The organism is Yonghaparkia sp. Soil809 (assembly GCF_001429705.1).
GTDB lineage: Bacteria > Actinomycetota > Actinomycetes > Actinomycetales > Microbacteriaceae > Microcella.
Genome location: NZ_LMSV01000001.1, coordinates 1,322,040 through 1,343,067, shown reverse-complemented (window position 1 = coordinate 1,343,067; position 21,028 = coordinate 1,322,040). Strand labels below are relative to the sequence as shown.

At 72.7% G+C, this 21,028-nt stretch carries 20 protein-coding genes; 4 read left to right on the top strand and 16 right to left on the bottom strand.

Annotation, left to right across the window (positions count from 1 at the left end):
* Window positions 1-29: 29 nt before the first annotated feature.
* The 6 genes from ASG83_RS06515 to ASG83_RS06490 form a co-directional block, all read right to left on the bottom strand.
* Window positions 30-1,175: an acetyl-CoA acetyltransferase gene (locus ASG83_RS06515; RefSeq protein WP_055858328.1), complete on the bottom strand. Its 1,146-nt coding sequence runs from the start codon at window positions 1,173-1,175 to the stop codon at window positions 30-32.
* On the bottom strand, window positions 1,172-1,591 hold the full coding sequence (locus tag ASG83_RS06510; protein WP_055858325.1) for a Zn-ribbon domain-containing OB-fold protein: 420 nt from the start codon (window positions 1,589-1,591) through the stop codon (window positions 1,172-1,174). The genes ASG83_RS06515 and ASG83_RS06510 overlap by 4 nt, the downstream gene beginning before the upstream one ends.
* Complete coding sequence (locus tag ASG83_RS06505; RefSeq protein ID WP_082599108.1) at window positions 1,588-2,682, bottom strand: tartrate dehydrogenase; 1,095 nt, start codon at window positions 2,680-2,682, stop codon at window positions 1,588-1,590. Before ASG83_RS06505 ends, ASG83_RS06510 begins: the two co-directional genes overlap by 4 nt.
* Window positions 2,679-3,650: a cyclase family protein gene (locus ASG83_RS06500; RefSeq protein ID WP_055858322.1), complete on the bottom strand. Its 972-nt coding sequence runs from the start codon at window positions 3,648-3,650 to the stop codon at window positions 2,679-2,681. The genes ASG83_RS06505 and ASG83_RS06500 overlap by 4 nt, the downstream gene beginning before the upstream one ends.
* 63 nt (window positions 3,651-3,713) lie before the next feature.
* On the bottom strand, window positions 3,714-5,306 hold the full coding sequence (locus tag ASG83_RS06495; protein ID WP_055858319.1) for an ATP-dependent acyl-CoA ligase: 1,593 nt from the start codon (window positions 5,304-5,306) through the stop codon (window positions 3,714-3,716).
* Window positions 5,307-5,363: 57 nt separating this feature from the next.
* A complete protein-coding gene (locus ASG83_RS06490) occupies window positions 5,364-7,055 on the bottom strand; it encodes a thiamine pyrophosphate-binding protein (RefSeq protein ID WP_055858316.1) in 1,692 nt (563 codons plus the stop codon).
* 164 nt (window positions 7,056-7,219) lie between these two features.
* Here ASG83_RS06490 and ASG83_RS06485 point away from each other — a divergent pair, with 164 nt between their 5' ends.
* Complete coding sequence (locus tag ASG83_RS06485) at window positions 7,220-7,996, top strand: IclR family transcriptional regulator (protein WP_055858313.1); 777 nt, start codon at window positions 7,220-7,222, stop codon at window positions 7,994-7,996.
* A gap of 19 nt (window positions 7,997-8,015) precedes the next feature.
* Here the strand turns inward: ASG83_RS06485 and ASG83_RS06480 are convergent, their stop codons facing one another.
* From ASG83_RS06480 to ASG83_RS06465, 4 genes are read right to left on the bottom strand one after another with little or no spacing between them, the layout of a single operon-like run.
* Window positions 8,016-8,825, bottom strand: a complete 810-nt coding sequence (locus tag ASG83_RS06480; protein WP_055858310.1) for a polysaccharide deacetylase family protein — start codon at window positions 8,823-8,825, stop codon at window positions 8,016-8,018.
* Window positions 8,822-9,892: an amidohydrolase family protein gene (locus ASG83_RS06475; RefSeq protein WP_055858307.1), complete on the bottom strand. Its 1,071-nt coding sequence runs from the start codon at window positions 9,890-9,892 to the stop codon at window positions 8,822-8,824. Before ASG83_RS06475 ends, ASG83_RS06480 begins: the two co-directional genes overlap by 4 nt.
* Window positions 9,874-11,043, bottom strand: coding sequence for a CaiB/BaiF CoA-transferase family protein (locus ASG83_RS06470; RefSeq protein WP_055858304.1), 1,170 nt, complete (start codon window positions 11,041-11,043; stop codon window positions 9,874-9,876). The genes ASG83_RS06475 and ASG83_RS06470 overlap by 19 nt, the downstream gene beginning before the upstream one ends.
* Complete coding sequence (locus tag ASG83_RS06465) at window positions 11,040-11,756, bottom strand: FadR/GntR family transcriptional regulator (protein WP_055858301.1); 717 nt, start codon at window positions 11,754-11,756, stop codon at window positions 11,040-11,042. The genes ASG83_RS06470 and ASG83_RS06465 overlap by 4 nt, the downstream gene beginning before the upstream one ends.
* A gap of 92 nt (window positions 11,757-11,848) precedes the next feature.
* Here ASG83_RS06465 and ASG83_RS06460 point away from each other — a divergent pair, with 92 nt between their 5' ends.
* Window positions 11,849-12,682, top strand: coding sequence for a fumarylacetoacetate hydrolase family protein (locus ASG83_RS06460; RefSeq protein ID WP_055858298.1), 834 nt, complete (start codon window positions 11,849-11,851; stop codon window positions 12,680-12,682).
* Between the two features lie 7 nt (window positions 12,683-12,689).
* Window positions 12,690-13,616, top strand: coding sequence for an AEC family transporter (locus tag ASG83_RS06455; RefSeq protein WP_055858295.1), 927 nt, complete (start codon window positions 12,690-12,692; stop codon window positions 13,614-13,616).
* A gap of 48 nt (window positions 13,617-13,664) precedes the next feature.
* Here the strand turns inward: ASG83_RS06455 and ASG83_RS06450 are convergent, their stop codons facing one another.
* From ASG83_RS06450 to ASG83_RS06425, 6 genes are all read right to left on the bottom strand, one after another.
* Window positions 13,665-14,474, bottom strand: a complete 810-nt coding sequence (locus tag ASG83_RS06450; protein WP_255358244.1) for an SGNH/GDSL hydrolase family protein — start codon at window positions 14,472-14,474, stop codon at window positions 13,665-13,667.
* Window positions 14,471-15,163 (bottom strand): SGNH/GDSL hydrolase family protein, encoded by a 693-nt coding sequence (locus tag ASG83_RS06445; RefSeq protein ID WP_055858292.1) that lies wholly within the window; start codon window positions 15,161-15,163, stop codon window positions 14,471-14,473. Before ASG83_RS06445 ends, ASG83_RS06450 begins: the two co-directional genes overlap by 4 nt.
* Window positions 15,164-15,180: 17 nt before the next feature.
* The gene (locus tag ASG83_RS06440; protein ID WP_055858289.1) at window positions 15,181-16,236 is read right to left on the bottom strand and encodes an aspartate-semialdehyde dehydrogenase; all 1,056 of its coding nucleotides are present in this window, start codon (window positions 16,234-16,236) and stop codon (window positions 15,181-15,183) included.
* Window positions 16,237-16,238: 2 nt separating this feature from the next.
* The gene (locus ASG83_RS06435) at window positions 16,239-17,504 is read right to left on the bottom strand and encodes an aspartate kinase (protein ID WP_055858286.1); all 1,266 of its coding nucleotides are present in this window, start codon (window positions 17,502-17,504) and stop codon (window positions 16,239-16,241) included.
* A gap of 174 nt (window positions 17,505-17,678) precedes the next feature.
* A complete protein-coding gene (gene recR / locus ASG83_RS06430) occupies window positions 17,679-18,278 on the bottom strand; it encodes a recombination mediator RecR (protein ID WP_055858284.1) in 600 nt (199 codons plus the stop codon).
* Between the two features lie 3 nt (window positions 18,279-18,281).
* Complete coding sequence (locus tag ASG83_RS06425; protein WP_055858281.1) at window positions 18,282-20,276, bottom strand: DNA polymerase III subunit gamma and tau; 1,995 nt, start codon at window positions 20,274-20,276, stop codon at window positions 18,282-18,284.
* Between the two features lie 102 nt (window positions 20,277-20,378).
* Between ASG83_RS06425 and ASG83_RS06420 the strand changes: the two genes are divergently transcribed.
* A complete protein-coding gene (locus tag ASG83_RS06420) occupies window positions 20,379-21,026 on the top strand; it encodes an SDR family oxidoreductase (protein ID WP_055858278.1) in 648 nt (215 codons plus the stop codon).
* Window positions 21,027-21,028 lie beyond the last annotated feature (2 nt).

Sequence of the window (21,028 nt, the reverse complement as noted above, 5' to 3'; positions counted from 1 at the left end):
GTCTGACTCCGGTCTCTGACGCGAGGGGGCTAGGCGGGGGGCTGGTTCGAGAGGACGGCGGTGGCGTGCGCGGCGAGCGTGAGGCCCATGCCGTGGACGAGCGAGAGCCGGGCATCCGGCACCTGTCGTCGGCCGGCCGCGCCGCGCAGCTGCTGCACCGCCTCGATGATCAGGAACATGCCGAGCATGCCGGGGTGCACGTGCGAGAGGCCCGCGCCGTTGGTGTTGAGCGCGAGCTCACCCCCGGGGGCGACGCGGCCGCCCTCGACGAAGGCGCCGCCCTCGCCCTTGGCGCAGAAGCCGAGATCCTCCAGCAGCACGAGCAGGCTGATCGTGAAGGCGTCGTAGACGTGCACGGTGTCGATCTCGCCGAGCGTCACGCCCGCCATCTCGAGCGCGCGCGCCGAGCTGCGCGAGGCCTCGGTCGATGTGAGGTCGGGCATCTGCGAGAAGTTGCGGTGGTTCTGCGCCTCCCCCGTGCCGAGCAGGTAGACAGGGTCGGATCTCAGGTCGCGCGCGCGCTCGGCCGAGACGAGCACGACGGCGCCGCCGCCGTCGGTGACGAGGCAGCAGTCGAGCTTGTGCAGGGGGCTCGCGATGACGGGCGAGCTCACGACCTCGTCGATCGTGAGCGGCGCCGGGTACGGGGCGTCGTCGGTCAGCAGCGACCATGCGCGCGCGGCGACGGCGAGCTCGGCGAGCTGCTCGCTCGTCGTGCCGTACTGCGCCATGTGGCGGTTCGCGACCATGCCGAACGCGCCGATGGGGTGGATGAGCCCGTACGGCGCCTCGTACGGCGACGACTCGGCCATGCTCACGAGCTTCCCGGCGTCGCTGCGCTGGGTGCTGCCGTACGCGACCACGGCGACCTCGCACAGCCCCGCCTGGATGGCCGCGGCCGCGTGCCCGAGGTGCGCGACGAACGAGGCGCCGCCGATCGCGGTGGTGTCGACGAAGCGCGGATGGATGCCGAGGTACTCGCTGAGGGTGAGCGAGGGGAAGGCGTAGTACGACGACGAGGTGAAGACGCCGTCGACGTCGGCGAGCGTGAGCCCGGCGTCGGCGAGCGCACGCGTCACCGAGACGGCCATGAGGCCGACGGGCGAGCGCCCCTCCGTGCGGAAGGTGTCGACCTGCGCGGCGCCGACGATGGCAGCGGTGCCCCGGATGCTCACGAGTCCTCCCCCGCGCGCCGGAAGCGCAGCACCGTGAGGCGCTCGTCGATGTCGTCGAACCACGCCTCGACGCTCTGCCCGACCGCGACCGACTCCGGGTCGACGCCCGGCAGGTCGGCCATGACGCGGAACCCCTCGTCGAGGTCGACGAGGACGAGCGTGTACGGCACGCGATCGGCGAGCAGCGGATGCCCGGCGCGATGCTGCGTCGTGAACGAGTGGATGCTCCCGCGCCCCGACGAGACGCGATCCTCGAGCGACTCCGAGCCGCAGCCCGGGCAGACCGTCCGCAGCGGGAAGATCACGGAGTCGCAGTCGGCGCAGCCCTGGTAGGTGACCTCGTGCGCGCGCAGGCGCTCGTAGTAGCGGGCCTCCTCACCCCGCGGAGTGATCGGCGGGACGGCGGTTCCGGTCATGAGCGGGCTCCGTTCTGCGGGGCGCTGTCGCGGATGCGGTCGAGCACGGCCGCGGTCACGTCGGCGGTCGTCGCGCTGCCGCCGAGGTCGGCGGTGCGCGGGCCGCCCTCGCCGAGCACGCCGCGCACGGCCTCCATGATCGTCGCCGCGGCGGCGGTCTCGCCGAGGTGGTCGAGCATCATCGATGCCGACCAGATCTGGCCGATGGGGTTCGCGATGCCGCGCCCGGCGATGTCGGGCGCCGAGCCGTGCACGGGCTCGAACATGCCGGGCACGTCCGCGTCGGGGTTGATGTTGGCCGACGGCGCCATGCCCATGCTGCCGACGATGACCGCGCCGATGTCGGTGAGGATGTCGCCGAAGAGGTTCGAGCCGACGACGACGTCGAGGTCGTGCGGGTGGCTGACGAAACGCGCGGCGAGCGCGTCGACGTGCATGAGCCGCCCCTCGACGCTCGGATGCTCGGCCATGACCTCGTGGAAGACCTCGTCCCAGAAGGTCATCGAGTGGATGATGCCGTTCGACTTCGTCGCCGACGTCAGGCGCCCCGAGCGCTGCTCGGCGGCGCGCGCGGCGTACTCGATGATGCGCTTCGTCCCACGGCGGGAGAACACGGCCTCCTGCACCGCGACCTCCTCGGGCGTGCCGGGTCGGAAGCGCCCCCCGATCTCCGAGTACTCGCCCTCGCTGTTCTCGCGCACCACGAGGATGTCAATGCCGCGGCTCGTGTCGCGCAGCGGGCTCTCGACACCCGGCAGCAGCAGCGCGGGGCGGATGTTCGCGTACAGGTCGAACGCCCGGCGGATGGGGATGAGCAGCCCCCACAGTGAGACGTGGTCGGGCAGCGAGGGGTCGCCGACGGCGCCGAGCAGGATGGCGTCGTGCTCGCGCAGCTGGTCGGTGCCGTCCTCCGGCATCATCCGGCCGTGCTCGTGGTGGTAGGCGCAGCTCCACGGCAGCTCGCGCCACCCGACCGCGAAGCCGTGCTGGGCGGCGACGGCCTCGACGACCTCGAGGGCGGGCGGCATGACCTCGTGGCCGATGCCGTCGCCCGGGAGGACGGCGATCGAGTAGCGCGAGCCCGTGCTCACTTGATCGCCATCGGGTTCACGGGCGAGCCGACCGCGCGCGTGAAGGTCATGGGCGGCGCGCAGAAGAAGAAGTCGTACTGGCCGTCCTCGGCGCAGTCGTCGGCGAGCGCCTCGAAGTCGAAGATCTCGCCGATCCACAGACCCATACCGACGATGAACACGCAGTGCAGCGGCTGGAAGACGTCGGGCGTCTGATTCGGCAGCACCTCCATGCCCCACGTGTCGACGGCGAGGCCGGCGATGTCGCGGCCGTGGATGAACGGGATCGACTCCAGGCCCATCCCCGGGGCCGGGCCGCCCGCGTAGTCGCCCCACTTGCCTTTGCGCTCACCGGTCATGCCCGTGCGCACCATGAGGAAGTCGCCCGCGCCGACCGTGACGCCGTGCATCTTCTCGGCCGCCTCGAGGTCCTCGGCCGTGATCGCGTACCCGGGCTCGAGCGCGTCGACGCCCTTGAGCCGCGCGATGTCGAGCAGCACTCCGCGACCGGCCATGCTGGCGGCGGCGACGCCGACGGCGCCGACCTTGGCGCCCTTGCTCGTCACCTGCTCGGGGCCGAAGCCGTTGTACATGTGGCCGTCGAAGAAGATGTGCGCGAGGGCATCCCACTGCGTCGACGACTGCAGCGCCATGATGATGATGTCGTCGGTGCCGCGCAGGTGGCGGTCGTTGCCCTGGTAGAACTCGTCGACGACGGTGCCCATCGAGATGTCGCCGCCGTCGCGGAACATGAGGTGGATGGGGTTGAAGCGCCCGCCGAAGCCGCCGCTCACCTGCGGCCCGCTCGCGTCCATCGGCAGCGCCATCGAGATGGTCTTGCCCGAGCGGATGGACGCCGCGGCGGCCGCGACGCGCTCGGGGGTGAGGTGGTTGAGCGTGCCCCGATCGTCGTCGTCGCCCCAGCGCCCCCAGTTGGAGTACTGCTTCACGAGCTCGCGCACGGTCTCGACATTCGGCGTCGTTGCCATCGTGTCCTTCTCTCTATCCGGTGATCGGTGCTGCTGTTTGAGTACGGGGGCGGATGCTCGGCGCTAGCCGCGCGCGCCCGCCTTGGTCGATCGCGCGCCGGCGTCGTAGCGCTCGCCCGCGCCGTAGTCGCCAGAGCGCAGGCGGTGCTTCTCGATCTTCGCCGTGGGGGTCTTCGGCAGCGCGTCGACGATCTCGACGTAGCGCGGCACCTTGAAGGCGGCGAGCTGCTCGTCGCACCACGCGACGATCGCGGCCGGGTCGACGGTGCGGCCGTCGCGGGCGACGACGAAGACGCAGAGCTCCTCGTCGGTGAGCTCGCTCGGCACACCGATGACGGCGGACTCCTGCACGTCGGGGTGGGTGTTGACGATCATCTCGACCTCGAGGGAGGAGACGTTCTCGCCGCGGCGGCGCACGATGTCCTTCTTGCGGTCGACGAAGTAGAAGTAGCCGTCCTCCGCCTGCCACGCGCTGTCGCCCGTGTAGAGCCAGCCGTCGCGGAGCGCCTCGGCGGTCTTCTCGGGCTCGCGGAAGTAGCCGAGCATCATGGCCGGGTTGCGCAGCACGAGCTCGCCGATCTCGCCGCGGGGCAGCTCCTGCCCGTCGAGCCCGACGATTCGGGCCTCGGTCGCGGGGACGGACGGGTCGGGGTGCGAGCGCGGCACGCCCATCGAGTCCGGGTGGCGGGGCTCGTCGATCGGCTCGAGCAGGCCGTAGGTCGTCTCGCTCATGCCGAAGCCCGAGACGCACGCGAGCCCGAAGCGGCGCTCGACCTCGGTGCGCACGTCGTGCGGGAGCGCGGGCACTCCGTAGGCGACGCGCACGCGGTGATCGCGGTCATCCGGGCCCGGCTCCTTCTTCGACAGGATGACCGTCATCGCGCCGATGAAGTTGAACACCGTGACGTCGTGCTTGCGGACGTCCGGCCAGAAGCGGCTCGCGCTGAAGCGCGGCGCGAGCACCATGGCTCCCTCGGCGCCGATCGCGCCCATCGTCGAGTAGGCCTGCGAGTTGATGTGGAAGAGGGGCAGGCACGCGTAGATGCGGTCGCCGCGCTCCATCCTCATCCAGTGCGGGTAGGCCTGGCCGGTGAGCACGTAGTTGCGGTGCGGCTGCATGACGCCCTTGGGCCGGCCGGTCGTGCCGGAGGTGTAGATGAGCGAGATGAGGTCGTCGCCGACGAGGTCGACCGACGGCGCCACCGCGCGCATCTCGGCCGCGCTCGTGAGGAAGTCGTCGTAGCCCTCGGCGGCGCCGATCGTGAATGTCGAGTGCAGGCTCGGCGAGGCGTCCTCGATGCGGCGGAAGAGCTCGGCGTGCTGCGGGTCGATGAGGGCGAACCGCGCCTCGGAGTGCTCGACCAGGTACTGCGCCTCGGCGAACTTGAAGCCCGTGTTGATGGCCACGAGCACGGCGCCGATCTTCGCCAGCCCGAGCCAGGCGTGGAGGAAGGCGGGCGAGTTGTCGGCCATGAAGGCGACCCGGTCGCCCTTGCGCACCCCGACGTTGTGCCAGAACGCGGCGGCGCGGTCGACGTGCGCGTTGAACTGCTCGTAGGTCTCGACCTCGTCCTCCCAGAACAGGTAGGGCGCGTCGGCGTTGCGCTCGACGGCGCTCTCGAGGAACGAGCGGACGGTGAGGCGGCTGAGATCCATGCGAGTCTTCCTGGTCTGCGTCGGTGCTGGGGCGTCGGGGGCGGGCCGGCGGCGGGGTCAGGCCCCGGCGCGCTGCGCCGAGCCCTTCGGCGCGACGGCCTCGATGTCGGAGACCACGTCGATGAGGACGGGGCCGTCGATCTCGGTGGCGCGCGCGAGCGCGGGCTCGAGATCCTGCGGGCGGGTGACGCGGATCCCCGTGACGCCGAGCGACTCGGCGACGCGAGCCAGGTCGATGTCCTGGAAGTGCCAGAGCTCGTGGTGGCGGCCGTTCAGGCTGCCGCCGTAGGCGACGGTGTACGGGTTGATCTCCTGATTGAGCGAGCGGTTGTCGTTGACGACGACCGTGAGCGGCACGTTCCAGCGCGCCGCGGTCTCGAGCTCGGAGAGGTGGTAGAACAGCCCGCCATCGCCGGTGAAGACGACGACCTGCAGGTCGGGGCGCGCGATCTGGGCGCCGATGCCGGCGGGCAGGCCCCAGCCGAGCGATCCGGCCGCGCGCAGGAAGCCCTGGTTCGGCTTCGCGAGGTCGAGGTGCGCGGCCGTCCACATGCCGGCGTGGCCGGTGTCGCTCACGACGAGCGCGTTGTCGGGCAGCAGGTGGCCGAGGTCGCGCGCGAGGCGCTCGGGGCGCATGGGCGCGGCGTCCGAATCCTCGAGCTCGGCGACGCTCGCGCGCCAGCGCGCGCCGAGCTCGGCGGCGCGGTCGCGCCACGAGGCGAGGCGGGCGGCGTCGACGTCGCCGAGCGCCTCGAGCAGGGCGAGCACGCCGAGCCTGGCGTCGGCGACGACGGGCGTCGTGCGCGGGTAGTGGCGCCCGAGCTCCTTCGGCTCGATGTCGATGTGCACGACGGCCGTGCTCGGCGCTGGCACCTGCCAGGTGAGCGTCACCTGGCTGCCGGTCTGACTGCCGATGTAGACGACGAGGTCGGCCTCGAGGATGATCTGGTTCGCGCTCGCGCGGGCGTACAGGCCCGGGATCCCGATCGCGAGCGGGTGGTCGGCCGGGACGGTGTCCTTGCCGTTGAGCGAGGTCGCGAGAGGGGCGCCGAGGCGCTCGGCGAGCGCGACGACCTCGGGGCCGGCCCCGGACATCCGCACGCCGCCCCCGGAGAGGATCACCGGGCGCTCGGCGGCGCGGATGGCGGCCGCGGCCGCCTGGATCGCGCCGGGCTCGGGGGCGATGCGGAAGGCGGGGGTGCGGCGAGCGCCGGGCGTCGGCAGCTCGACGTCGAAGGACTGGTTCTCGATCGTGTCGCCCGTGTGGCCGGCGAGCTCGAGGTGAACGGGGCCGGGCTTGCCGGTCGTCGCGTCGCGGAGGGCCTGGTCGAGCTGGTCGGGCAGGCGGCTCACGTCGAAGACCTGGCGGCTCGAGCGCGTGACGGGCTTGAAGAGCGGGAAGTCCTCGATCTCCTGGTAGTAGTTGCGGCCGCGGCTCCACTCGTAGGGCCCGCCGGTGAGCGCGAGCACGGGCGAGCTGCCGAGGTAGGCGTCGCGGAGCCCGGCGGCGAGGTTCGCGGCGCCGATGTTCTGCGCCATGCAGACGCCGGGCTTGCCGGTCGCGCGCGCGTAGCCGTCGGCCATGTAGGCGGCGGCCTTCTCGCCGTGGGTGACGATGCGCTTGATGGAGGTCTCTCGCTCCATCGTCACGAGGGTGGCGCTGAGGGACGTGGGCACGAGGAACACGGCCTCGACCTCCCACGCGTCGAGAGAGCGCGAGAGGTACTCGGCGCCGGTCATGCGCGTCATGATGACTCCTTCGTCGTCACGACCTCGGAGCCCGGCGCGCTCGCGCGGCCCGATCCCCAGCTGGCCTACTTGTCTTGTATGTCAAGACGATGTCTTGTTATGTTCGCGCGACTCGGGGGTCATGTCAAGTCGCGCCGGGGCGGCGCGCCGTTACGATGGCCCCCATGGAGTCCGGCGCCACCGCATCGCAGAAATCCGGGATGCTCGACCGGGCCGTCACGCTCCTCGAGCTCATCGCCACCCACGCCGACGGGATCGGGGTGCGCGAGGCCGCCCGCCAGACCGGCATCGACCGCAGCGCGGTCAGCCGGATCCTCACCCGATTCGAGGAGCTCGGCTACGCGCAGCAGGAGCGCGAGCGCGGCATGTACGCCGCCGGCCCCCGGCTGTTCTCGATCGTCGCCGCCCTCGCCGAGCGCGACTCCCTCGCCAAGGCCGCCGAGCCGCTGCTGAAGAAGCTCGTCGCCCGCTTCAACGAGACCTGCTACGCCGTCGCGCGCGTCGACGACACTCTCGTCTACCGCGCGAAGGTCGACTGCGACAACACCATCCGCTACGTCATCGAGCTCGGCAAGGCGTTCCCGCTCGTGAGCGGTGCTTCGGGCATGGCGATCCTCACCGGGATGACGCCGGAGGAGCGCGAGGCGATCATGCGCCGCCCGCTCGTCGCGCACACCGAGAACAGCCTCACCGACCCGGAGGAGCTGCGAGCGCAGGTCGAGCACGATCTCGAGGTCGGCTACTCGTACAGCCCGGGCCGCTGGGTGCCGAACGGCGGCGGTGTCGCCGCCCCCTTCTTCGACGCCTCCGGCCGCTGCGCCGGCGCGATCACGCTCTCGAGCCCCATGGACCGCATGCGCCGCCTCGACATCGCCGAGGTCGGCGCCGCAGTGCGCGAGGCCGCGCGACTCATGAGCGAGCGGCTCGGCCTCCTGGGCTGAGCCGCCGCACCGAGACGGATCACCCCGCGCGCTCGACCTCGTCCGCGCGGGCGAACCGATCGGCGAGGTCAGCGCGCGTCACGATCTCGTGGCCGAGGCCGCGGGCGTGCCCGATGATGCGCGCGAGCGCGAGCAGCCCCGCGGGGCGGCAGCCGACATGGGCGTGGAGCGTGACGTCGACGTGGCCCCGGCCGCCGGAAACGTCGAGCGCCTCGGCCGCGAAGGCGTAGGCGTCGACGAGCGCACGGGTCGGCTGGCCGTAGCGGACGGTCATGGGCAGATCGTTGATCTCCATGCCGAAGGGCAGCGCGACGATCGGGCCCGACTCGGTGAGGCGCCAGTACGGCGTCTCGGCGTCGAACACGTCGCCGTGCCACGTGTAGCCGGCTGCGGCGAGCAGGCGCGAGGTCGCGGCGCTCGGTGTGCAGCGCGGGCTGATCCAGCCGACCGGGCGCGCGCCCGCGATCTGCTCGATCGCCGTCGTGCAGCGCGCGATCTCCTCGGCCTCCGCCGCGGGGTCGATGAGCGCGGGGATGCGGTTCTGCGCCCAGTTGTGCCCGGCGAGCTCGTGGCCCGCGCCCGTGATCGCGCGCAGTGCATCCGGCGCCGTCTCGGTCAGGATGCCGCTCGCATAGAAGGTCGCCAGGACGCCCTCGCGCGCGAGCAGCTCGAGCGCCGACCAGACGCCCGTCCGCCAGCCGTAGTCGGCCCACGAGATCGCCTGGTGGTCGACCGCGCCGCCGGGCAGCGGGTTGCCCATGGGGCCCAGGCCCGGGGCGACGCCCGGATCCCACTGCTCGAACATGATGTTGACGACGAGAGCGCTCATGCGGGCTCCTTCTGGGTCGCGGGCGGGGACGCGGCAGACGTCGGGGCGGACGGCGGGGCCGGGGCGAGCCGCGAGGCGAGCCGGTCGTGCAGGATGCCCCGGGCATCCGCCGCATGATCGGCGACGAGCGCCACGGGCCGCGCGAGATCGGTCGGGTCGACGAACGGGAAGTCGCTGCCGAACACGATCGAACCCTCGGGCAGTACCTCGCGCGCGAGGCGCAGGGTCTCGGGCGAGCAGTTCGCCGAGTCGAACAGCAGCCGCTCGAGCGCGCCGCCGGAGTGGTCGGGGGTGCCGAGGTGCTCGGCCTCGAGGCGCCAGCGCCAGCGCAGCCGGTGCAGCAGGAAGGGCAGCGTGCCGCCGAGATGCGGGATCACCCACTGCAGCCCGGGGTGCCGCTCGGCGAGGCCCGAGGCGATGAGGCGCACGGCCGCGATCGTGTCCTCGAAGGGGGCGCCGATCGCCCACTCCATGCCGTGGTCGGCGAGCGCGCCGGGCGCGCAGAAGCCGTCGGGGTGCGCGAGCACGAGCGTCGACGCGCCGTCGGCGCCACCCTCGGCCATCGCGGCGTAGACGCTCTCGAATCGCGCGTCGTCGATGGGCGCGGTGTCGATGTGGGTCGGGATGCTGTAGCCCGAGAACCCCGGAAGACCCCGGGCTCGCCTCGCCTCCGTCGCCGACTCGGCGATGTGCGGAAGAGGCAGCGAGGCGAGCAGACCGAAGCGGTCGGGAGCCCGCTCGACCACGGCCGAGCATCCGTCGTTGAAGGCCGTGACGAGACGCGCCCGCATGCCGGGGTCGGGGTGCCACACGGTGAGCGAGGCGAAGCTCAGCAGCTGCTTGTCGATGCCGGCGTCGTCCAGGAGGCGGAGGCGCTCGTCGAGCGCGCCGAGGAAGGTCGGCACCGCCGTGATGATGCGGTGCGCGAGGAAGGCGCGCGCGATGTCGCCGGCGCGGCCCTCCTGCGCGGCGACCTCGCGCACGACGGAGACGTACTCGGGCGGGTAGAAGTGGGCGTGGACGTCGATCGCCCGCGGGGAGGCGCCGCTCACGTCGTCGCCAGCCATTCCCGCACGGCGTCGTCGTGCTGCCCGAGCGTGGGCGGCGCGACGTGGGCGCGCCGCGTGCGCTCCTCCCCCTCGAGGTCGAAGAACCGTAGCGGCGGGCCGGGCAGCTCGATCGGCCCGAGCGTCGGGTGGTCGACCTCGACGACGAGGCCCTGCGCGCGCGTCTGCGGCCAGGCGTAGACCTCGTCGAGCGTGCGCACGACTCCGGCGGGGATGCCGGCGGCCTCGAGCTGCGCGAGCACCTCGGCGCTCGACCGCTCGGCGAAGGCGGCCTCGATCGTCGCGATGAGCGCGGCCCGGTTGGCGACGCGCTCGGGGTTCGTGGCGAGCCCCGGCGTCGCGGGGTCGAGGTCGATCGCCCGGCACAGCGCCTGCCACAGCGGCTCGCTGCCGACGGCGATCTGGACGGGCCCGTCGGCCGTGCGGAAGAGCCCGTAGGGCGCGATCGACGGATGGTGGTTGCCCTGCGCGCGGCCGACCTCGCCCGCGACGGTGTAGCGCGTGCCCTGGAAGGCGTGGACTCCGACGATCGCGGCGAGCAGGCTCGTGCGCACGACCTGGCCGCGGCCGGTCTCGTCGCGCTCGCGCAGTGCGGCGAGGACGCCGTACGCCCCGTACATGCCGGCGAGCAGGTCGCCGATCGGCACGCCCACGCGCTGCGGGTCGTCGGGGCTCGGGCCGGTGAGCGACATGAGGCCCGCCTCGCCCTGGGCGATCTGGTCGTAGCCGGCGCGTCCGCCCTCGGGGCCGTCGTGGCCGAAGCCCGTGATCGAGAGCACGACGAGCCGCGCGTTGAGCGCGCTGAGCTCGTCGTCGCCGAGACCCAGGCGGGCCATGACGCCGGGGCGGAAGTTCTCGACGAGCACGTCGGCGCCGGCGATGAGCGCGCGCAGGGCATCCGCACCCTCCGCGCTCTTGAGGTCGAGAGCGATCGACTCCTTGTTGCGGTTGCACGAGAGGAAGTAGGTCGACTCGCGCGCGTCCTCCGGCCCGACGAAGGGCGGACCCCAGGCGCGGGTATCGTCGCCCGTGCCCGGCGACTCGACCTTGATGACGCGCGCGCCGAGGTCGCCGAGCATCATGGCGGCGTGCGGGCCGGCGAGCGCGCGGCTCAGATCGACGACGAGGAGGCCGCCGAGCGGGCCCGTCATGAGCGTGCGCCGTCGTCCGCGCCGGCCGCGGCCTCCGCGCGGTGGGCCTCGATGGCGCGGGATGCCCGCTCGAGGTCGCGCGATTCGATCGCGTCGACGAGCTCTCGATGCACCGCGAGCCGGTGCTCGCGGTAGGCGCTCGAGTCGTCGCCGCTGTCGGTCGCCGTCGCACGCTCGGCGTGCTCGTCGATGAGCTGGAGCATCGCGAGGTACATCGCGCGCAGCATCGCGTTGGGCGTGATCGCCGCGATGAGCTCGTGCAGGTGCCAGATCGCGCGGATGAACGCGTCGTGGTCGTCGATCGCCGCCTCGATCGCGGCGACGCCCGTGCGCAGGGCGCGCACGTGGGCGGCGGTGCGGGCGCGCGTCGCGTCGAGGATCAGCAGCGGCTCCAGGCTCTCGCGGATGGCGATCGCGTCGGCGAGCGTCGTCGCCTCGCCGTGCACGCTCAGCAGGGTGTGGCGCAGGCGCACCACGGGGCCGGTGCGGGCGACGAAGACCCCGCCGCCGCGGCCGGGGCGGATCTCGATCTGCCCGCGGTCGACGAGCAGGCGCAGCGCCTCGCTCACGGTCGCGCGGGCGAACCCGGAGCGAGCGCGCCACTCGTCGATCGTGCCGACGGGATCGCCGGGGGCGAGCCGCGCGTCGACGATGTGGCGCTCGATCGTCGTCGCGAGCGACTGCGCTCGCGTCGCCGGGGCTTCGGTGACCATGGCGGTCACGGTATCAGCGGCGCCCCGCCCGCGCTAGATAAACCTGTTAACCCTTGCTATGTTTTCCGCACCAGCATCGGTGAGGAGCGAGCATGCGGATCGTCGGAGTCATCACCTCGGAGGGCGAGCGCATCGTCGCCGTCCGGGAGGGCGCGCAGCTCGTGCCCGTCGCGGGCGTCGCCGAGTTCTGGAAGGATCCGCGGGCGGCGCTCGCGCGGTCGCTGGATCGCCAGCGGAGCATCCCCGCCGACGGGGCGCGCCTCGCCCACCCCGTCCCCGACGGGGCGCGCGTGCTGTGCCTGGGCCTCAACTACGTGGCGCACGCCGCCGAGGGCAGCTTCGAGCCGCCGACGAAGCCCGTCATCTTCGGCCGGTGGACGGCCTCGCTCGTGCCCGAGGGCACGCCCGTGCCGGTGCCCGTGGACGAGGCGGGGCTGGACTGGGAGGGCGAGATCGCCGCCGTCATCGCCGTGCCGATGCACCTCGTCGACGCGGACACCGCGCGCGCGGGCATCCTCGGCTACGCCCCGTTCAACGACCTCTCGGCGCGCCGCGCTCAGAGGCTCACCGCCCAGTGGACGCTCGGGAAGAACGCCGACGCCTCCGGCCCCATGGGCGACCTCGTCACCTCCGACGAGGTCGGCGACCTGCGCGACGGCCTGCGCGTCCGCACGATCGTGAACGGCGAGACGATGCAGGACGGCAATACTCGAGACATGATCTTCGAGGTCGGCGAGGTGCTCGCGCTCGTGAGCCGCACCATGACGCTCAACCCGGGCGACCTCATCGTCACGGGCACGCCCGACGGCGTCGGCTACGTGCGGACTCCCCCGGTGCTGCTCGGCCCCGGCGACACCGTGACGATCGACATCGAGCGCATCGGCTCCGTGACGACGCCCGTCGTCGCGCATCCCTCCGCGAACTGACCCGCGCATGATCGGCGTGCTCACCGGCTTCGCCGTCCTCGCCGCGATCATCGGCCTCGGCTGGGTCATCGCCCGCGTCGACCTGCTGGGCCCCGGCGCCGACCGCGTGCTCTCGCGCCTGGCGTTCTTCGTCCTCACGCCCCTGCTGCTGCTCACCGTGCTGTCGGAGGCCGACGTGAGCCGGCTCTTCTCCTCGCTCATCCCGATCTCGGCGATCGCCGCGGTCTCGTGCTTCCTCATCGCGACGGTGATCGCGCGGTTCGTCTGGCGGCGCGGCGTGCCCGAGACGACGATCGTCGCCCTCGCCTCCGGCTACGTGAACGCCAACAACATCGGTCTGCCGATCGCGATCTTCGTGCTCGGCGACGCGGCGCTCGCGGCGCCCGTGATCCTGCTGAACCTGACCGTGTTCGCCCCCATCGCGCTCGCGGTGCTCGACGTGAGCACGAGCGGGCGCGCCTCGATCGGGCGCGTCCTGCTGCAGCCGGTGCGCAACCCGATCATCGTCGCCTCGCTCCTCGGTGTCCTGATCGCGGTCATGGGCTGGCGCCTGCCCGAGGTCGTGCTCGAGCCCGTGCACCTCGTGGGCGGCGCCGCGGTGCCGATCATCCTGCTGCTGTTCGGCATGTCGCTGCACGGCGTGCGCGTGCTCGCCCCTGGCACGGGCCGCCGCGACGCGCTGCTCGCGACCGCGCTCAAGGTCGTCGTGATGCCGACGATCGCCTGGCTCGTCGGCTGGCTCGTGTTCGGCCTGTCGGGGATGCCGCTCTTCACGGTCGTCGTCTTCGCGGCCCTGCCGAGCGCCCAGCACGTCTTCAGCTGGGCGCACCGCTTCGACCGGCACGTCGCCGTCGCGCGCGACGCCGTCCTGCTGTCGACGGTCGGCGCGGTGCCGGCGCTGCTCGTCATCGCGGCGACCCTCGCGCCGCGATGACGCTCGTCGCGCTGACGTTCGCCGCGCTCGCGCTCGCCGCGCCTGCCGCTAGATCGAGGCCGGCAGCTCGACCGGCAGCAGCGTGGGCCGCTTCGGCGTGCGCCCGTCGCCCGACGAGCGGCCGGTGAGGCGCCGGCCGATCCACGGCAGCACGTACTGCCGCCAGTACTCAGCCGTGCGGGGGCGCGCGATGTCGGGCGCACCGGCCTCGGACGGGGCGTGCGCGGCCGCCGGAATCTCGACCCCGAGCCCCGCGAGCACGGTGCCGGCGACGCGGGCGTGGCCGAGGGCGTTGAGGTGGAGGCGATCGACCGACCAGAACCTCAGGTCGGTGAGCACGGAATCCCCCCAGTTGTCGATGTAGGCGATGCCGGTTCCGGCGAGCCGGTCGCGCACCGCTTCGGCGAGCTCGTCGCCGCGCGCCCTGATGAGCGGGCCGAGCGGGAGGTGCCGGGTCGGGTCGGCCCCGCTGACGATCGCGACGCGGATGTCCGCGGCCGTCGCCTCGCCGGCCGCGGCCACGAGGCGGTCGGCCGTCGATGCCACCGACACCCGCGGTCGCATGATGTCGTTGCCGCCGCCGTTGATCGTGAGCAGCGCGGGGCGGAGGGCGATCGCGGGCGGCAGCTGCTCGGAGAGGATGGGCCCGAGCAGCCGGCCGCGGATGGCGAGGTTGGCGTAGCCGAACGGCGTCGCCGCAGCCCCGCCGGTCGCTCCGTCCGCCTGCGCGGCCGCGTGCGCCGCGGCGAGCCCGAGCGCGACGAGATCGGCCCAACCGCGCGGGGTGCCGTCGGGCAGCTCGTCGCCCATGCCCTCGCTGAAGCTGTCGCCGATCGCGGCGTAGCTGCCGACGATCACAGGCCCAGCTTCGTCAGCTCGGCGTCCATCCGCTCGGCCATCGCCGCGTAGCCCTCGTCGTTCGGGTGCAGACCGTCGGCGGCCATCCAGTCGGGTCGGCCCTCGATCCAGCGCGAGGCGCCGGCGATGTAGTCGGCGCCGATGCGCTCGGCCTGCTCGCGCTGCCAGCCGCTGATGATCTCGACCGACTCAGGCCGGACGTCGGTGTACCAGAACGGCTCGACGACGATGAACCGCGCCTCGGGCAGCCCGGCGACGAGGCGGTCGAGGTCGGCGATCATCGCCTCGCGGATCCCCTCGCCCACCCGGTCGTAGTCGAAGTTGTCGTTGAGCCCCATCGTGACGACGACGATGTCGGGCCTCTGCTCGATGATCATCGAGGGCAGGTCGCCGTCGCCGACGAACGGGCGGTTGCGCACGTAGCCGAGACCGTTGACGCTCGGGTTGAACTCGCGCCAGCCGCGGTCGACGGCGATGATCGACGACCAGCGCTTCGACGGGTCGGAGGCCCCGGTGCCGAGCGTGTACGAGTCGCCGTAGAAGGCGACGAGCGGGCCGTCGCCGTCGCTGTCGGGGGATGCGGGCGCGCCGGACGGTCCGGCGGCGCACCCGACGAGGGCGGAGGTCGCGATCGCGGCGAGGGCCGCGAGCAGTGCGCGTCGCGCGCCGGCTGCAGGGGTCGTGGGCATCCCTCGACGGTACCGGTCTAGGCTGCGGTCTTCCTCGCGGCGACGAGCTCGGCGAGCTGCACGGCGTTGAGCGCCGCGCCCTTGCGCAGGTTGTCGTTGCTGATGAACAGCGCGAGCCCGCGGCCGCCGGGCACGCCCTCATCGGTGCGGATGCGCCCCACCAGGCTCGGGTCGGCTCCGGCCGCATCGAGCGGGGTCGGGACGTCCATGAGCTGGACGCCCGGCGCGTCGGCGAGCAGCTCGCGCGCGCGCTCGGGGGTGATCGGGCGCTCGAACTCGGCGTTGATCGCGAGGGAGTGGCCGGTGAAGACGGGCACGCGCACGCAGAGGCCGCTCACGAGCAGGTCGGGCAGCTCGAGGATCTTGCGGCTCTCGTTGCGCAGCTTCTTCTCCTCGTCCGTCTCGCCGAGGCCGTCGTCGACGAAGCTGCCGGCCTGCGGGATGACGTTGAAGGCGATGCTCTTGGGGAACTTCTCCGCGGCCGGGTACTGGACGGCGCCGCCGTCGTGCACGAGCTGCATCGCGTCCTGGCCGACGACCGCGGTCGCCTGCTCGAGGAGCTCCTCGCCGCCGGCCAGCCCCGCGCCCGAGACGGCCTGGTAGGTGCTGACGATGAGTCGCCGCAGGCCCGCCTCGGCATCGAGCACCTTGAGAACGGGCATCGCGGCCATCGTCGTGCAGTTGGGGTTCGCGATGATGCCGAGCTCGGCCTCGTCGATCGCGTGCGGGTTGACCTCGCTCACCACGAGCGGCACCTGCGGGTCCATGCGCCAGCCGGAGGAGTTGTCGATGACCGTGACTCCGGCGGCCGCGAAGCGGGGCGCCTGCGCCTTGCTCGTCGTGGCGCCGGCGGAGAAGATCGCGATGTCCAGGCCCGTGGGGTCGGCCGTCGCGGCGTCCTCGACCACGACATCCCGATCGCCGAAGGGGATGACGGTGCCGGCGCTGCGGGCGCTCGCGAAGAAGCGGATCTCCTCGACGGGGAACTCGCGCTCGAGGAGGAGCCGGCGCACGACGGCGCCGACCTGGCCGGTGGCGCCGACGACGCCGATGCGGATGCCCGTGGTGCTCATCGCTATCGCCCCGTTCCCGCGTAGACGGTCGCGTCGGTGTCGCCGTCGAGCCCGAAGGCGGTGTGCACGACCCGCACGGCGTGGTTGAGGATGTCGGCCCGCGTCACGACCGAGATGCGGATCTCGGAGGTGGAGATCATCTCGATGTTGATGCCCGCGTCCTTCAGCGCCGTGAAGAGCTGGGCGCTGACGCCGGCGTTGGTGCGCATGCCGCCGCCGACGACCGAGAGCTTGCCGATCTGGTCGTCGTACTGCAGCGACTCGAAGCCGACCGGGATCTGCTCGCCGCGCAGGGCGGTGAGAACCTTCTCGCCGTCGGACTTCGGGAGGGTGAAGGAGATGTCGGTGCGGCCGGTGGAGGCGGCCGAGACGTTCTGCACGATCATGTCGATGTTCGCGCCGGTCTTGGCGACGATCGTGAAGATGTCGGCGGCCTTGCCGGGGGTGTCGGGAACGCCGACGACCGTGATCTTCGCCTCGCTGAGATCGCCCGCGACGCCGGTGATGATCGGTTCTTCCACTTCTTCTCCCTCGATCGGGCTGATGACCCACGTTCCCTCGTCGTGCGTGAACGAGGAGCGGACGTGCATGGTGACGCCGTGGCGGCGCGCGAACTCGACGGCGCGGATGTGCAGGACCTTCGCGCCGCTCGCGGCGAGCTCCAGCATCTCCTCCGCGGTCACGCGGTCGATCTTGCGCGCCTTCGTGACGATGCGCGGGTCGGCGGTGAAGACCCCGTCGACGTCGGTGTAGATCTCGCAGACGTCGGCGTCCAGGGCCGCGGCCAGTGCGACGGCGGTCGTGTCGGAGCCGCCGCGGCCGAGCGTCGTGATGTCGCGGCTGTCGCGGTTGAAGCCCTGGAAGCCGGCGACGATCGCGATCGCGCCCTGGTCGAGCGCCTCGCGGACGCGGACGGGGGTGACGTCGACGATGCGGGCGGCGCCGTGCTGGGCATCCGTGATCATGCCCGCCTGGCTGCCCGTGAACGACAGCGCCTCGATGCCCATGCTCTTGATGGCCATCGCGAGGAGCGCCATCGAGATGCGCTCGCCTGTCGTGAGCAGCATGTCGAGCTCGCGCGGGTCGGGCAGAGGGCTGACCTCGTGGGCGAGGTCGAGCAGCTCGTCGGTCGTGTCGCCCATGGCGCTCACGGCGACGACGACGTCGTTGCCGGCCTTGCGCGTGGCGACGATCCGCTTGGCGACGCGCTTGATGCTCTCGGCGTCGGAGACGGAGGATCCGCCGAACTTCTGCACGATGAGGCTCACGGCGGAACTCCTGTGGCTGTGGGGGCTGGGTGCGCGTCCGCTCGCCGCGCCCGGTGGGGCGCGGGTGACTGGTGCTGCAGTGACTTCGCGGGGGTGACCGCCCTCGTCGGCCGGACGCACGGCACGACGGCGGCGGCGGGCCTTGGGTCGATTGTAGCCGGGTCGCGCGCCGCCTCAGCGCTCGACGGTGCGGCGGCCCTCGAAGGCCCGGCCGAGGGTGACCTCGTCGGCGTACTCGAGGTCGCCGCCGACGGGCAGACCGCTCGCCAGCCGCGAGACGGTGAGGTTCGGCTGAACGAGCAGGCGCGTGAGGTAGGTCGCCGTGGCCTCGCCCTCGAGGTTGGGGTCGGTCGCGATGATGACCTCGGTGACGGTGCCGTCGCTCAGCCGCCCGAGCAGCTGGGCGATGCGGAGGTCGTCGGGCCCGATGCCGTCGATGGGGCTGATCGCACCGCCGAGCACGTGGTAGAGCCCGCGGAACTCGCGCGTGCGCTCGATCGCGACGACGTCCTTCGCCTCCTCGACGACGCAGATCGTGGTGGGGCTGCGTCGAGGGTCGCGGCAGATCGAGCAGGTCTCCTGCTCGGCGACGTTGCCGCAGATCTGGCAGAACCGCACCTTCTCGCGGAGGTCGGTGAGCAGCTGCGCGAGACGGCTGACGTCGAAGCTCTCGGTCTGCAGGATGTGGAAGGCGATGCGCTGGGCCGACTTCGGCCCGATTCCGGGAAGCCGCCCGAACTCGTCGATCAGGTCTTGGATGATGCCGTCGTACACGGGCTAGTCGTCCTCTCGCGGGGGCGGGGTGAGGCTGACGGCGGGCGCGATCATTTCTTCGCCGATGAAGCGGGCGCCGAGCACCTCGCGCACGACCGCCTCGCCGTAGCGCTGTCGGCCCGCAGCCTCGGCCGGGTGGATGGGCGGAGGCGGAGGCGAGGGCAGATCGTCGGCCGGCTCGTCGTCGGCCGGCGGCGCGTCGGCGTCGTCGAGCGCGGGGGGCTCGTCGTCGGCCACGGACCCGTCCGGCACGGGAGTCGCCGCTCCCGGGATGGGGACGACGTTCCAGCCGGTCACGGGGGCCGCGGTCGGAGCGGGCGCCGGGGTCCGAGCGGGGGCCGCGGCCGGAGCGGGCGCCGGGTCGGGGTCGGCGGGCGGCGCGCTCTCGCTCGGCGCGGGCGCCGATGCGGCGGACGGGGCCGGGCGCGGGGCGCCGCCGAGGCGCACCTTGAACTTCACGCGCACGCCGAGGTGGTGCTGGATCGCGCTGCGGACGTGCTCGCTGATGCTGTCGGCCGGGCTCGTGCGCTCCTTGAAGCGGTTCGCGTCGCTCTCGGAGGTGAAGGCGAGGGTGAGCACGTCGCCGTCCTCCAGCTCGACGGGCTCGGCGAGGTAGACGACCGTCCAGGCGCTCATCCTCTCGGCCTGGATGCGCTCGAGCACGGCGGGCCAGGCGGCGCGGACGGCGTCGAGCGTGAGGGGGCCGGCGGGCGCAGCAGGCGCCTTCTCGGCAGGGGCCGGGTTCTCGACCGCCGCCGGCGCGGGTGCCGGGGGCTCCGCCGGGGCGAGTTCGGCGGGGCCGGGGGCCGCTGCTGTCGGCGTCGGCGCGGCCGCTGCCGCGGCGGGTCCCGCTGCCGGAACCGCGACCCGAGCACGCGGCGCGGCGGCTCCGCCGGGCGAGGCCGTGACGAGCACGCGCGCCATCATGAGCTCGAGATGGAGGCGCGGCGACGTGGCCCCCGTCATCTCCGTGAGGGCGCGATTGACGACATCCGCCGCCTTCGACAGGTCGGCGGGCGCGAAGAGCGCGGCGTGCTCGTGCATCCGGGCGAGATCGTCGGCGGGGATGCCCCGCAGCACGTCGCCCGCATCGCCGGCGGTGGCCTGCACGACGATGAGGTCGCGCAGCCGCTCGAGGAGGTCGTCGACGAAGCGGCGCGGGTCCTGTCCGGTCTGGATGACGCGGTCGATCGCGTGGAAGGCGGCGTTGGCGTCGCGGGCCGCGATCGCGGAGACGACCTCGTCGAGGAGCGAGCCGTGCGTGTAGCCGAGCAGGGCGACGGCGCGCTCGTAGGTCACGGTGTCGTCGTCGCTGCCGGCGATGAGCTGATCGAGGAGGGAGAGCGTGTCGCGGACGGAACCGCCGCCCGCCCGGACCACGAGCGGGAGTACGCCCGGCGCGATCGTCACGCCCTCGCTCGCGGAGAGCTCGGCGACGTAGTCCAGCAGCTGCGCGGGCGGCACCAGCCGGAAGGGGTAGTGGTGCGTGCGCGACCGGATGGTGCCGATGACCTTCTCGGGCTCGGTCGTCGCGAAGATGAACTTGATGTGCTCCGGCGGCTCCTCGACGATCTTGAGCAGCGCGTTGAAGCCGCCCGAGGTGACCATGTGCGCCTCGTCGATGATGAAGATCTTGTAGCGGTCGCGGGCGGGGGCGAACACGGCGCGCTCGCGCAGGTCGCGGGCGTCGTCGACGCCTCCGTGGCTCGCGGCGTCGATCTCGACGACGTCGAGCGAGCCGCCACCGGCGCGCGACAGCTCGACGCAGCTCGGGCAGACGCCGCACGGAGTGTCGGTCGGGCCCTCGGCGCAGTTGAGGCAGCGAGCGAGGATGCGGGCCGAAGTGGTCTTGCCGCAGCCGCGCGGGCCGCTGAAGAGATAGGCGTGGTTCACCCGGTCGCTGCGCAGAGCGGCGCGCAGCGGATCGGTCACGTGAGACTGGCCGATCAGCTCGGCGAAGGTCTCGGGCCGATAGCGGCGGTAGAGGGCGGTGGCCACCCGATCAGCGTAGTCGCCACCACCGACCCTCCGGCCCCGGGGGATGCCCCGGGGGATGCCCCGTGGAGGCGGCGCCCAGGGCGGCGTGGTCGGGTGGAGGGCATGCGCATCGCCATCGCCGGAGGACACGGCCAGATCGCCCGCCAGCTCTCGACCCTGCTCGCCCAGGGCGGGCACGACCCCGTCGCGCTCATCCGCAACGCCGACCAGGAGGCCGACGTCGTCGCCGCCGGAGCCACCCCGCTCGTCATCGACCTCGAGCACTGCGACGACTCCGAGCTCGCCGAGGGCCTCACCGGCTGCGACGCGGTCGTGTTCGCCGCCGGCTCGGGCCCGGGCAGCACCCCCGAGCGCAAGCTCAGCGTCGACCGCGACGGGGCGATACTGCTCGCCGACGCTGCGGTTCAGGCGGGCATCCGGCGCTACGTCCTTCTCTCGTCGCGCGGGGCCGACACGTACGACGCCGACTCCGACGACGTCTTCCAGATCTACCTGCGCGCCAAGAGCGAGGCCGACGCGGCCGTGCGCGGCAACGACCAGCTCGACTGGACGATCGTGCGGCCCGGGTCGCTCACCGACGACTCCCCCACCGGGAAGGTGCGAACGGGCGCCGAGGTCGAGGGGAGCATCCCCCGCGGCGACGTCGCCGCCCTCATCGCGACGCTCCTCGCGACGGGCGCGGGCGTCGGGAAGCAGTTCGAGGTCGTCAGAGGCGAGACGCCGATCGCCGAGGCGGTCGCGGCGCTGTAGCG